The 13,221-nt window shown below is 43.0% G+C and carries 11 protein-coding genes; 3 read left to right on the forward strand and 8 right to left on the reverse strand.

The genetic code is table 11. The features are described from left to right. Window positions 1–1,095: 1,095 nt before the first annotated feature. The 3 genes from G9G54_RS06320 to G9G54_RS25485 form a co-directional block, all read right to left on the reverse strand. Window positions 1,096–2,393 (reverse strand): IS3 family transposase gene (locus tag G9G54_RS06320; RefSeq protein ID WP_238807814.1). Its coding sequence is split into 2 segments (ribosomal slippage): window positions 1,096–2,120 and window positions 2,120–2,393, totalling 1,299 coding nucleotides; the frame shifts between segments, so codons are not numbered across the junction. A gap of 135 nt (window positions 2,394–2,528) precedes the next feature. Beyond that, window positions 2,529–2,993 (reverse strand): IS110 family transposase, encoded by a 465-nt coding sequence (locus G9G54_RS06325; RefSeq protein WP_165176814.1) that lies wholly within the window; start codon window positions 2,991–2,993, stop codon window positions 2,529–2,531. A gap of 10 nt (window positions 2,994–3,003) precedes the next feature. Then, window positions 3,004–3,171: a hypothetical protein gene (locus G9G54_RS25485; protein ID WP_238807816.1), complete on the reverse strand. Its 168-nt coding sequence runs from the start codon at window positions 3,169–3,171 to the stop codon at window positions 3,004–3,006. A 486-nt stretch (window positions 3,172–3,657) separates the two neighbouring features. On the opposite strand from G9G54_RS25485, the gene G9G54_RS06330 reads away from it, so the two are divergent. Continuing rightward, window positions 3,658–4,656 carry a methyltransferase domain-containing protein gene (locus tag G9G54_RS06330; protein ID WP_061828343.1) on the forward strand — a complete coding sequence of 333 codons (999 nt, stop codon included), beginning with the start codon at window positions 3,658–3,660 and terminating at the stop codon, window positions 4,654–4,656. 48 nt (window positions 4,657–4,704) lie between these two features. Then, a complete protein-coding gene (locus G9G54_RS06335) occupies window positions 4,705–4,926 on the forward strand; it encodes a hypothetical protein (protein ID WP_155765217.1) in 222 nt (73 codons plus the stop codon). Window positions 4,927–5,173: 247 nt separating this feature from the next. On the opposite strand, the gene G9G54_RS26130 is transcribed toward G9G54_RS06335, so the two are convergent. Together G9G54_RS26130 and G9G54_RS25495 are read right to left on the reverse strand one after the other, a co-directional pair. Further along, entirely contained in the window at window positions 5,174–5,542 is a 369-nt protein-coding gene (locus tag G9G54_RS26130; protein ID WP_185156283.1) for a monooxygenase family protein, read from the reverse strand. An 8-nt stretch (window positions 5,543–5,550) separates the two neighbouring features. Continuing rightward, window positions 5,551–5,688 (reverse strand): hypothetical protein, encoded by a 138-nt coding sequence (locus G9G54_RS25495; protein ID WP_155765218.1) that lies wholly within the window; start codon window positions 5,686–5,688, stop codon window positions 5,551–5,553. A 292-nt stretch (window positions 5,689–5,980) separates the two neighbouring features. On the opposite strand from G9G54_RS25495, the gene G9G54_RS06345 reads away from it, so the two are divergent. Further along, window positions 5,981–8,134, forward strand: coding sequence for an amidase (locus tag G9G54_RS06345; RefSeq protein ID WP_165176820.1), 2,154 nt, complete (start codon window positions 5,981–5,983; stop codon window positions 8,132–8,134). Between the two features lie 323 nt (window positions 8,135–8,457). Here G9G54_RS06345 and ppsA read toward each other — a convergent pair whose 3' ends face one another. From ppsA to G9G54_RS06360, 3 genes are all read right to left on the reverse strand, one after another. Next, entirely contained in the window at window positions 8,458–11,070 is a 2,613-nt protein-coding gene (gene ppsA, locus G9G54_RS06350; protein WP_165176822.1) for a phosphoenolpyruvate synthase, read from the reverse strand. A gap of 466 nt (window positions 11,071–11,536) precedes the next feature. After that, window positions 11,537–11,908, reverse strand: coding sequence for a hypothetical protein (locus G9G54_RS06355; protein ID WP_165176824.1), 372 nt, complete (start codon window positions 11,906–11,908; stop codon window positions 11,537–11,539). Window positions 11,909–12,520: 612 nt separating this feature from the next. Further along, on the reverse strand, window positions 12,521–13,174 hold the full coding sequence (locus G9G54_RS06360; RefSeq protein WP_165176826.1) for a GntR family transcriptional regulator: 654 nt from the start codon (window positions 13,172–13,174) through the stop codon (window positions 12,521–12,523). Between the last annotated feature and the right edge of the window lie 47 nt (window positions 13,175–13,221).

Below are 13,221 nucleotides of genomic sequence, written 5' to 3' on the forward strand. Positions count from 1 at the left end.
CCCAGATGCTTACCAGATCATTGATTTGAAGCGACACGACCTTTAGTTCTCCGCCAAGGGCATAGAGTTCTAGTCCTCAACTTTCAATGAAATTGGGGCCTATATGTCTCCCTGTAATACAGATTTCCTGATCCTTTTCTGCTGCTAATATCATCTGATAAGTGCATTTTGTTAATGTTGCTCACGCTCCTTTGGGTTTAAATAAGATCCATATTAGAATTGATTCAACTCGTTCGGGACATATTACGTCCACCTTTCTATAGAAGCAACCAAGAAAACTACAAGAGCACTCAAAACAACATGCCCATATTTAACAAAATAAACCACATGTGTACAAATGTCAAACTTTTTTTTACATTAGCATTATTTTTTAAATTAAAATAAACTTTTTAGTTTACATATGCACATTTTGATAGTGTTTCATCTGAAAACGGCCGTTTTTATTTGAGTTCTCCTTATCGCATTTAATTATTCAGTAAATAAAATGTAAACCATTGAATACCCAAATGATGTTATGATTTTCAATAAACTATCCAATTTATCAAATAAAATTTAGACATTTGGATTTTTTGACTAATTCTCTGAATAATTTTTCGTTTTTGAAATGAATAAATAGGAAAAGCAGTTCCTTTTAGCTTTCTAAAGCTTTATTATCTCTTTGACATTCTCCTGGAGAACACAGGTTGTATCTCTAGATCGCTTACCACCACGTGCGAGGTCTACTAAACAATATGATCCATCATGGTGGACACTTCGCTGATTTTGGAGTTCATCGCGTCTACGGTAAGGTGATATCGTCGAAGAGGTGGCTCACTACAGTCTTAATAGAAAAGGCACCAAAAACCAAATTACGGTTTCAGGTGCCTTTTGGCTTTATGCATTTGTGCTTTGTAATGCTTTTATAGCCAGTCCCAACCCTCCGCAATGATTTAGAGGTCATTTTTTTCATTGTTAAAACTCATGATTTTTTTATCTATCAAATCCATCCATATGTATTTAGTCAAGTTACATTTACTATATATAGAATTAACATATCTTTATTGGTGATGAACTGTGACCCCATTTATGGATCCTTTTGAAAAGGGTCCCTATTCATCAATCATCAGGAGTCATCTTTTTTAATGTCCATTGGAACCGTTCGGTATTGTAATAGGTGATGTATTCGTTGACACGAACTCGCAGCTCTTGTAGGGATAAGCAATCCCTGAACTCTAATTCATCCTTCATATGCCCGAAGAACGTCTCCATCGAAGCATTATTCCAACAGTTTCCTTTTCGTGATTGTTTAAACCCAGCTTTAGCGATAATGGAACGAACTTCAGGATGTGTGTAATGGAATCCCTGATCAGAGTGAAAGATAGCCTCCGGATGTACTTCCAAACGATTAAACAGCCGCTTCAGTGTTCGTTGAACAAGAGACAATTCAAATGAAGAGGACAGGTAGTGAGCTAAAATTTCTTTTGTTGCACCATCCTTTACACAGGACAAATAAGCCCGTTGGCCATTTCCATAATGCATATAAGTAATGTCGGTGAGCAATACCATTTCAGGCTCTCCCCGGTCAAACCGACGCTTCAGGAGGTTCGGGCAGGTGCGGTGCTCTTGCGTCGCTTTAGCCATTTTACGGTAGGGATTCGCTTGACGAATCACAGCAACGAGTCTGAATTTCCGCATCAAACGGCGAATTTTCTTATGATTCAAAATGATTCCATGAAGCCGTTCTAACCTCATTTTGATGACCAGCGCGCCAGCCTTCCCTCTAAGTGCATCAAAGTGCGCCTTCAGAAGTAAAAAGTCTCGTTCATCGGCAGCCTCTCGAAGCTGGCGGTGTTCTTCCGCCGCACACCAGCGATAATACCCGCTTGTACTTACCTCAGCAAGCTTACAAAGATAGCAAATCACGCGTTTCAGTCCATGTTTACGAACAACCTGATTGATGAGCTGAAAGCGCGCGGAAGACGCTAGTAATTCATTGTGTCTTTGTGCCTTTCGAGCGCTTCTAGCTTTTTTTAAGAGTTCATTCTCGGCTTCCAAAAGCTTGATACGAGCCTCGGCAAGACGGAGCTTTTCCTCAGCCGATAGCTCACGACTAACCGGTCTTTCTGAGCTTCCCTTCCCCTACGCTCTTCCAGCAGCCCAGCTTCACCTGAAGAAGCATATGTTTTCCGCCAACGCTCCAGACATCTTTTTGGCGTCTCCTGTCCGATCAGTTCCAAGTAAAATCCTGTCTGTACGAAGATTTCCATGGGTGTATGCCCCGCTTGATTGGCCTGTACAGCCGCAATCTTAAAGGCAGGGGAATACGTGATATTCTCTGATACGCGAAGAACGGATGGATTCGACTCCAGTACCTTGATCTCTTTCTCCGTAAAAACCCGTCCGATTTTCTTCATAATCTACATCCCCACAAACTTTTATAATCTGATTAAAACGCAAAAGACCCGTAAGAGGGTACTTTTTTCAAACTGTCCATCTTACGGGTCACAGTTCATGACTTAGGAGTGGACTTTTTTTATTTTTCAATAATTCTAGCTGTTTAGCTTCGCCTGCACGTACATAGCTGTCAAAAACTCATGCTGCCTGGTCAAGTGCTGAAGCTCACTGTAGGACTCTTCCCACTCGCGATGCGCTTTAACATCCCCACGGTAATACATCTCGGCAATATGCCAAGCATCTGCTGCATCGGTTTTCACTTTTCGAAGTTGTGTGCCTTTGGATCGTTTCGCTTGCAAAGGATTGATGATGTAGTGAATCCATCCGCTACGTTTCAGATATCCTGCCAAACCTCGATGGTAATGTTCGGTTGCCTCGAAGACAACGACAGGCTCCACACCACTTGCCTCTTTCAGTTTGCTAGGCACTTCCCCTAGCCGCTCGAAACCTTCTTCACCATGCTGGAGGGTCTCCATCCTTCCATATGGTTCGTTACGCTTTTTGAAGGCCTGAATAACACTACATCCTTTCGCCACATCAATTCCAACAACGGGTTGCATAAAAACCTCCCTAATTCGATTTACCGGCATTCCCACCTGGTTTCCAAACCCGCAGCTTAGCTTGTGATACGAGGTCATAGCCCTCAACCAGCTCAAACATGGTCGTTGGATGGATTTTGTACAGGTTCTTTGTCCCTAAGCCGCCCTCGTTCTCCGGGCTACCACCATTGTAAAACACCCATTAAAATAGGCAAACCAGAAAATTTCTTTCTGGTTGTCCTAATAATACGAAAAGCCGATATATTAGTGACTTTAAACGGTGCAATGTTCTTGTCCCTCGACACGTTGGCAGAGATTATTCATCACTATTGTAAAATAACTGGAAACATATGCATAAAAGTTGTATATTTAATTCATATTCTTGAAATTAATTCTAAATTTTAAAGGGGGGATTGATCGTGGTAAAGTGTTCATCCTAGCGCCAGGTAAGTAAGGATAAAATATCGCGCATCAGAAAAAGCAACAAATGGGGAGTAAAGATTATGAATGCAGATAATTATTACGAATTTTGGTCCACTTTTCTTTATGAACAGGCTGGATGAAGGGCTTATGATGGGGCGGTGCTCGTCCCGATCCTTCTTCTGGTAAATGTCCGTTTGATTTGGAGAAAGGCGATAAATAATTATAGCAGCGCAAGCGGCTAAAACGATGAGGAGATGTAGATATGAAAACGACTTGGCCTTTGTCCGGTATTACCTTGGTATGCACTGAATGCAAGAGTGATCTTTATGAGGCGGACAACTGTTTGATCTGCGAGACCTGCGGCCTCGAATACGCCTGGAAAGAGGGCCTCGCAAGTATGTTAATTGACCGTCCTGTAGCGGAGAAGCTTGCCGAAGGCGCGGCGCAAAAGGAAGCGATCATCGGCATGTTTGACTCTATTAACCGGTCGCTTGAGGAGAAAAGACTGTCCAGATTTTCCACCTTTATTAACTGGGGTTATGCATCCGATAACGAACTACCGGGCGGCCCTCAAGGTATTAACCACAGCAGTATCCAGCTGCTTCGCGAAATTATTGGCGGCCTGGATGTTTCAGGCAAGGATATCCTGGAAATCGGTTGTGGACGGGGAGGCAACGTGAGCGAGCTATGCAAAAACTATGGGACCGGCAGCGTGGTCGGCATTGATCTGACACCGTCCAATATTCAATTTTGCCAAAGGAATAACCGATATGAGCAGGCTTACTATTGTATTGGCGACGCGGAGCAGCTGCCTGTTAAAACGGAAAGCTGCGACATTGTGCTGAACATCGAGTCCTCGCATTTGTACCCTCATATTGAGCTGTTCTTTACGGAGACCTACCGTGTATTAAAGCCAGGTGGGACATTTTTGTATGCGGATATTATGAGCGCTTCCGACGTGCCGCGCTATGAAGAGCAGTGGCAAAGACTAGGCTTTCACACCTCGTTGATCCGGGATATTACAGGCAATGTATTACAATCGGGAGACGATGCTCTGGATACCCGCCTGCATGCGCTTGAAGGCTCCTTAGAAGGGGAAGATCGAGTATGGGAATGGCTGGAGGCACCCGGCACGCAAAATCATACCGATATGGTCGCAGGTAGAAGAGTATTCAAAATTGTCCATTTGGTGAAGATGCCTCCGGCACCGAAGGAGAGCCTAGCCATGGTTGAAGGAGGAGCAGCGGTGAGTAATGCTTGACCATTAACAGACGTTAACTGGGCGTGTCCGCAGTGCAAGCAAACGCTTGTGAAGAGGGAGTTCTCATTCGACTGTACGTCATGCGGCGAAAGCTACCTCATGACCGCTGGCTCGATTCCATATCTGCTTGTGGAAAGTGATGCGTTAGAAACGATGGAGCATAAGGTGCAGAAGGAGGCGGTTAAAGAGCTGGCAAGCGACAACACAAGGAAGACTCGATTTATTTTCAAGATTACAGTTCCAGACTCGTTCCCCCTGTTTTATTTATAGACCGGATAAGAAACTGACTTAAGAAGAGCTATCTTGCAAAATGAAATTACAATTGTCGCTAATCCCAACGGCAGCTGACATGGCAAATTCGGTAGCGTTATCCGACAGTGGAATTCCTTTATTTATGTTGATACTTAGCATTGTATTAATATCATAGCCCTCATTTTTGTATAATCCGACGGTCGATCCGCAGCCGGCTACAATTTTTAAACAGCGGTTCTCCAATATCGGAGAACCGCTGTTTTGTCTAGACAATATTTACGGGGCTTACTTCTCCGTAGATAGGGCGCATGTCTTTTATTGCACGGTGTGCTTTTGGCCAAAACCTCTTCAGCGCTTGATAGACTTCCTTTTTGTCCTTGATAACATATGCATGAACTGCTCCTACTTCAGATGATGGTGGGCGGACATCAACGTGCAGCTGTTGTACTGGTTCACCTCGCCAGCCAATCCCGAGAAACCCCAGATCTTTGTTCATGTATAGTTCTCTAATCGGCCCCATTGCTTTGGAAACAGGTAACCACTTATTTATCGCCCACAGACGATTTACTCGCATGCCAATAATAAATACGATAGACTCCCCATCGATCTCGGCCTTATATCTTCCCTTCTGAATTCCTCACTTCACTTCTCCTTTTCACCCAACATGGTTCTCTGTTCAATAAACTTGATGTTGCTGGCAATGTGATAGACTTCGTTCTTCGTCAGGCCTTCTTTGTTGAGGTGACCCGCAGGATCGAAAGCCTGTACGTTGGTCCACATGAAATCCAATGTCTGTAATTTTCAACATCTCTTCCTCTGGGATTAAACGAAATATAAAATTCTTTTTCGGAGGAGATTGATTTTTGTCTTCAGCGATGATGCAACAATCTGAATCATGGATTACTAGATTTCACATTAAAAGTAGCGAATTTCCTTGTGTTTATCATTACAAAAATTGACATTTAATATGAAAATAAGTAATATAATTAGAAACATTTATACTGTAATAGGGCCTTTCTCATCCCCCTCTTTTTAAATTCCTGATCCTACCTAATTTAAGGAGTGAAATGCTATGTGCGCACGAACGCTAAAAGCGAATACAAGGAATGTAATCGGTAACTATTGCAAATGGATCACAGTTGGTATCATTTTAACTTTCACGGGATGCCCGATTGCATCCGCCGCTCCCTCACCCTCATCCCATAAACCCGCCTCTTCCCTAGTTACATTTCAATTGCAAGAGGCTACGATTGCTCAAATGCAGGAAGCGATGAAGTCAGGGGCACTGTCAAGTGTCGAGCTCACTGCTCTGTACCTTAACCGGGTATATGCCTATGATTCTAGTGGCATTCGACTGAATTCCATCCCTATTCTGAACCCCGACGTACTAAAAGAAGCTGCTCAAGCTGATCAACTAAGGGCACAAGGTATTAAGACTGGTCCTCTGCAAGGCATCCCCTACACGGTTAAAGACAGCTACAAGGTTAAGGGACTCACTGTCGCTTCTGGATCTCCGGCTTTCAAAAACCTGATGGCAAAGGACGATGCCTTTACAGTAGAAAAGATACGCAAATCCGGTGGGGTGCTCATTGGTAAAACCAATATGCCGCCAATGGCAGCAGGGGGAATGCAAAGAGGCGTTTATGGCCGTGCTGAAAGTCCGTACAACCCAGATTATTTGGCTGCAGCCTGGTACTCTGGCTCCTCTAACGGATCTGGTGTATCAACAGCCGCCAACCTTGCTGCTTTCGGTATGGGAGAAGAAACGGTATCCTCTGGAAGATCACCGGCATCTAACAATGGTTTAATTGCCTACACGCCATCGCGGGGCCTAATCTCCATTCGGGGGAATTGGCCGCTCTTCCCTATACGTGATGTCGTTGTCCCACATACGAGGACTGTCGAGGACATGCTCCGCTTGCTTGACGTGATCGTTGTAGAAGATAAGATCACCAAGGGCGATTTCTGGCGAGAGCAGAAAGCCGTTCGGCTCCCTTCTGTCAACAGTGTCCGTCCCAAATCCTATTTAGAGCTGCGAGACATTCAAGCTTTGAAAGGCAATCGCATTGGCGTTCCGAAAATTTATGTCGGTAAGGACCATGAAACCACAACTCCGATCAAATTCAGACCTTCGATACAGGCATTATGGGAAAAAGCTGTAAAGGATTTAACTGCTCTTGGAGCTGAGGTTGTGGAAGTTGACTTCCCCTTGCAGGCGAATAGCGAGAAGGACCGGCCAACAGCGAAAACACCTGAAGAGCGTGGTTTGATGCCGGCAAAGTGGGCTGAAAAGGAATTCGGGTTGCTTAATCCTTATGCAGCTGAGGAATTCCTTAAAAGTGTGGGCGATCCAAATTTCCCGTCATGGGCAAATATCGACCCTGCAACCGTCTTCCCGAATCCGCCCGGTTCGGTAGATGCCGAACGTGGCAGAGACCTTGGCCACTATGACGTATTCATTGAAACCATAAAGAAAGGCGTCACCCCTTACGAACAAATTCCTCAGTTTCAGGAAGGTCTGAGGGGGCTTGAAAATGTACGAAAGATTGATTTTGAAGATTGGATGAAGCAAAACAACCTTGATTTTATTGCATTCCCGGCAAATTCGAATATCGGCAAAGCTGACTCCGATGTGAATGAAACGTCCTACGAGGAGGCTTGGGAGAATGGCAACTATTTCTCCAATACGAATTTCATTCTACGCGAGTACGGGATCCCAAGTGTGTCTGTGAGTATGGGCGCTATGAAGGATACCGGTATGCCCGTTAATCTGACGATGGCAGGTGCCGCATACAGCGATAATGACCTGCTTCGTTACGCTTATTCCTATGAGCAGGCGACCAAAAACCGTCCTATTGCAGCACGTACGCCAGCGCTTGAGGATGAAACCTTTTCCTATAACCCGCAAACCACTCTCCCACCCTTTAAACGCAAGGAAACAGGAACCCCTGTACTTAAGTTGAATGCTTCGATCACGGATGATGTTCTCGCTTTGGAAGGTTCAGTCACAGATCAAAGTGATATCGCCCAGCTTAAAGTTTATGTCAATGGCATTCGTGTCGTTATTACAGAAGATAAAGCCAATTGGTCAGCAACGCTTCCAACTACTAAATACAAACAGGATGGTGCCTCCCAAGCTGATACGCTGCATATTCTCGTGCTGGCCAAGGATATTTACGGAAATACCTCTGCTCAAGTCAAGTCTGTCAATTTACCCCAACGATAAAGGACATCATAGAACTGACTATAATTGTGGGTTCCCTGACCGTAAGATTATCATTAGTTGGTTGAAAAAGGCTTGTTCAGAAGCGAATATGCAGGTTCGACTCTGAGGGCACACTTGGGTATTTAACACCTGATACTGTTGAGGACAAGGACTTGTACCTATTGCCGTAAGGACAACAGATTTAGATTATCAGGTCAGCTATGTATAAATCATTTTGTGTCATGGGATAAAAGGACAAACAGGGTAACCGCCCTTTTATCCATGACAGGTTGCATTTAATACTGTCCATTATGACAGAGGCTATTACTTAGCGCATTCAGCCATTACAATATTTCGATATACCCTTCTGTTCCATGCACACGAATTCGTTGCCCATCTTTTATCAGTTTGGTAGCATTCTCCACTCCGACAACTGCGGGTAAGCCATATTCACGTGCGATAACGGCTCCATGAGTCATCAGTCCACCAACTTCGGTGACTAGGCCTTTTATAGATACAAACAATGGTGTCCAGCTGGGGTCAGTAAAGGCGGTGACTAATATATCTCCATCTTCCAGATCAGCATCTTCCATCTTTAAGATGACACGTGCTCGACCCTCTATAATTCCGGTAGAAACAGGCAGACCTACAATCGCTTCGGCTGGGAGATTTTCTCGATTGTACTCACCCGCAATGATTTCACCATCAGACGTGATTACACGCGGGGGAGTTAGTTTTTCATATAATTTATAATCGTCTTTTCGTTTACGGATGATCTGATAATCCAGTTTATTTGTGCGTACGACTTCGTGAAGTTCTTCAAAAGTGAGATCGTATATATCTTCTTTCTCGTGAATAACGCCAGCTTGTACGAGTTGTTCGGCTTCTTTTAGTAAAGCCTGCTTATAAACGAAGTAGCGATTAACCATGCCGTATTTGGGATATTCACGATAACCGATGAAATTCCTGATCAGGTCGATCATTCGTTTTGTTTCTTTGGCTTTTTGTTCACCATCCGGTAATTGCTTCAATCGACCTAATAACTCTTGTTCTTTTTTCAAAGCCTCTTGTCGCCCCTGCTCAAATTTCCAATTGCCAGCATTAGGCTCAAAGTTTTTGATATTACTGAGAATCATGGGGACAAGTATAATTGGTTTTTCACTCCAACGAGTTCTCGAAATATCGATTTCACCGGCACATCGCATTCCGTATTTGTTGAGATAAGCATAGATAGCGTCTTGAGTTTCCTGTCCACCATCCAACTTAACCAGTTCATCCAAAAAATTATCATCTTTTACATGTTGTAAATAATCAATTACCTCCGGATAAGGACGAATCGTATCTGCGACATCCAATAGCGCCAGACCCATTTCCGAAGTAATGTTGTTTGGTACAGATTGAGAAAGCGTATCTGCTGCGTTTTTTTCACCTAACCACTCGTACATTTTTTCATTGATCCATGACGAAGCATTCATAGCAGTCATAAAAACCTTTGAACTTTGTGGGTCAAATAAGATCTTCTTTAATTCTTGGAGATCTTCCAGAATAAAATCAAATAAATCTGCTCCTGATTTCGTTTGGATGTTTTGTTTTAATTTTTCTATCGATGTTTGACTGTTCTTAATCAAATCAGAAACGATTGCCGGATCGTTTTCGATTTGTGCTTGAAAACCTGCAGACGACCTACCTTTACTGCTATTACCGGGACTCCGTTCTGTTCTATCATCTGGTAACGATTTTATAAAATCTCGCTCTATTAGGGTCATAAATGCGTCTTTTATGAGCGGATCAGATTGTCCAAGGGTATTTAAGAAAGTTTCTCTGCTGACAGGTGAAGCCAGCATTTGTGTAACATCAACAAACAGCCTTCCACCGGCTATACGCATGGGTGCAGGAGTTATTAACAGATAAAAAGACAATCCCAATGGTTTTATCGGGTCAGTCATCATTTGTTGATGACCGACAGATACATAAACGTGATTTTCCTGATCATTTGCTTCAGGGATCGGGTATAAAGTCGTGATTGGACGACTCTGGACTATATAAAAAGTATCATTGGCCAAACACCATTCGATATCTTGTGGGCAACCAAAATGAGCCTCGATATGTCTTCCGATACGTGCCAGTTGCAAAATTTGTTGTTCAGTAAGGGTTTGAGTCTTTTGCTGATCAGGTTCGATCTGCTTTGTCTCTGTTCCGCCTTCTTTTCGTCCATAGATAGCCAATTTTTTGGTTGCTATCCTCTTATCGACGATTGCCTCTTCCTGTACTTTATAACAATCGGCAGAGACCAAGCCAGAGACCAATGCTTCTCCAAGTCCAAAACTAGCATCGATTGATAGCAGCTTCCGGTTGGAGGTAATCGGATCAGCGGTAAATAAAATTCCTGAAGCCTGCGGGAAAACCATCCTTTGAACGATAACGGATAAATAAACTTGACTGTGGTCAAATCCATTTTGCATACGATAGATAACCGCGCGATCCGTAAATAGGGAAGCCCAACATTTGCTGATATGCTGCAAGATTGCTTCTTTGCCGATGATATTTAAATAGGTGTCTTGTTGACCAGCAAAAGAGGCATGTGGCAAATCTTCAGCAGTCGCACTGGAACGCACTGCGTAAGCATGTTCTTCTCCAAACCGGGAGAGATAGTGAGTAACTGCTTCCACAACATCGGCAGGAACTTCTACTTCCATAATGATTTGTCGAATCTGCCTGCTGATTTCACCAATTTGAGCACGATCTTCTGCTTTTAGCCTTGTTAGTCGATCCAACAATGCATAATACGTTTCTTTTTGTTCGATGGCTTTTTGATACCCCACTGTTGTAACACAAAATCCTTCTGGTACATGTATTCCTTCAATTTTTGATAATTCCCCTAAATTCAACCCTTTTCCGCCAACGAGCAAAAACTGCGTTTTTTCCATTTCCTGAAAACCGAGAACCAAAGAACTCATTCAATATCTCTCCTAACTATTAAATTGAGAAAAAAACATTTGACAAGAGTTTAGCGGCATGGTAAAGTTAAATTGTAAGATGTGATGATTATGCCTACTTAAATTAAGAAGTCGCAATCTGATTATATCATCGTGTCTGTTTTATATGCAATATAAAAGAACCTGATAAAACTATCCAGGTTCTTTTTTTGATTTTCCACTATCATTAGCCAAATCAAAAACCGTGGCTCGGGCTGAACTCAGTTACTGCATAGTTCCATATCGGTTCTATGCAGCCTAAAGAAATCCTGAACTAACGGGCAGGTTCTTATTGAGCTAACCTGCCCGTTAGTTCAGCGAACGAAGCACGTATAGTGAACCTCTTATATTTTTTCCGGGCTGCTCTTCTTTGCACTTGGAAAATGGGAAAACATATAAGTTTCTATAATACACTTCATCTCACATGTTAATAATTAGCCCGAGTCAACTAGCTTTGCAAAAGCCGGTACAGCAGCGCCTCTCCCTTATTCTCGAACGTTCGCTGGTTCTCCAGAAATTCAGGTACCTTCGACAGCCGAGAGGGTCTGTACCCGGGGCCGCCGCAGCCGCAGGAGTGGTAAGCGTATCCTTGTTGATATAGTAGCTCTACCTTTTTCCACTGCTTGATATCCGTTTGCTTGGGGGCCTGAAAATCATGACCCATGTCATGCATGGATGCCTGGCATTGCGGACAGACATGGACAATCCGTTCATATTCATCCTTCGGCATTTCAAACCTTGATGTCTGCTTATATACCTTCCTGCAGGTAAAGCATGCAAATATATCTTTATATGGGCCGTACATTGCATATCTGCACATATCGTTCCCCCCTTATAATCTAGAATCGGTCTGGCATTTTTCACTTACATCATGGAAATATTTCAGTATTTTTTAAATTGTAAATAATTTTTCTTTTGATGCAGCAGTTTAGGAAGTTCCCCGGGAGCGGTTGCGTAAAACAATATACCCGACTACTCTTTCATTCTATACGAATCAAGCCTTAAGAACTTTTACTCCCCAAACTATTTATAATGCTCCCTCGCTCAAATAAATTAAATTGAATTTGGGTAAACAGCCGGAACATTATACATCTCCATGTACAATTGATTTTTCATGAATTTAAATTGCGAGTCTGTCAAAAGATCGGGATAGCTCATGATACATAGAGTGTATTCAAGGAGGATTTCACCTATCATGTATACAAGGACGAAAACTCCTATGATGATTCCTCCAGTTTGACCCCGCCTGAGGGTATATAACAATACTCACGAGCAAAAACGGAATGACACAGCCAGCACGTTTCCGCCCATAAATTTTGCTGCAGTCTCGCATTTCTTACCCGCTCTTTCACCGACATATCCAACTTGTGGAACAGCCCCATGAATTCCTCACTTCTTTAATATTCATAGATGTTAATTTGAGCTAGCTGCCTTATTTCTTGATATAATCAGCGAACTTCCGAAGAAAATCGAGCGAATGGATATCCTCTCTGAGATGATGATGAACCAGATCATCCATTTTAGTTGTTTCCTTATTCAGCATGTATTCAAGCATAGCTTGGTGCTCATGCCAGATGCCTATCAGCTTCCCTGTTTCCAGCATATGCAGCTTGCGATATCTGATATAGTGAACATTCGACTGCTGAATGAGCTGCCAAAGAAATCCCCGCCCCACCAATTGGAACATGGTTTGGTGGAACTGATCATCCAAACTGAGAAATTGATCCGTAGCATGATCTTCTTCAATCACAGCTCTCTGTCTGTCCAGAATATCGCTCAGCTTCTGTACATCGCTTAATGCAATTTGCGAAGAAAGCTCCTTCATAATCTCCTTTTCCAATGCGCTTCTTAAGTAAATAATTTGTTCAACGGACTCCAGATCAATATAGGACACAATGTTCCCCTTCTTGGGATAAATATCAATGTAGGACTCAAGCGCAAGCCACTTCAATACATCGCGTAGCGGAGTTCTGGACAGCTGGAAGCGTTCTGACAAAGTCGTCTCGCTGAGAAGAGTACCCGGCTTTAAGGTCAGTGACAAAATATCTTTTTTCAACAGTTGCATGATTTCTTCTTTTGTAAACATATCATTCCTACCTTCACTTTATAAATCTAGTAGACTTATTATAAAGC

This window comes from Paenibacillus sp. EKM212P (assembly GCF_011066115.1).
In the GTDB taxonomy this organism is placed as follows: domain Bacteria; phylum Bacillota; class Bacilli; order Paenibacillales; family Paenibacillaceae; genus Paenibacillus; species Paenibacillus polymyxa_B.

Excerpts from the sequence above, each read along its gene's own strand:
- G9G54_RS06325 (WP_165176814.1), bottom strand. The coding sequence starts at position 2,993 with ATGCAACCCGTTGTTGGAATTGATGTGGCGAAAGGATGTAGTGTTATT.
- G9G54_RS06330 (WP_061828343.1), top strand. The coding sequence starts at position 3,658 with ATGAAAACGACTTGGCCTTTGTCCGGTATTACCTTGGTATGCACTGAA.
- G9G54_RS25495 (WP_155765218.1), bottom strand. The coding sequence starts at position 5,688 with ATGTGGACCAACGTACAGGCTTTCGATCCTGCGGGTCACCTCAACAAA.
- G9G54_RS06345 (WP_165176820.1), top strand. The coding sequence starts at position 5,981 with ATGTGCGCACGAACGCTAAAAGCGAATACAAGGAATGTAATCGGTAAC.
- ppsA (WP_165176822.1), bottom strand. The coding sequence starts at position 11,070 with ATGAGTTCTTTGGTTCTCGGTTTTCAGGAAATGGAAAAAACGCAGTTT.
- G9G54_RS06355 (WP_165176824.1), bottom strand. The coding sequence starts at position 11,908 with ATGTGCAGATATGCAATGTACGGCCCATATAAAGATATATTTGCATGC.
- G9G54_RS06360 (WP_165176826.1), bottom strand. The coding sequence starts at position 13,174 with ATGTTTACAAAAGAAGAAATCATGCAACTGTTGAAAAAAGATATTTTG.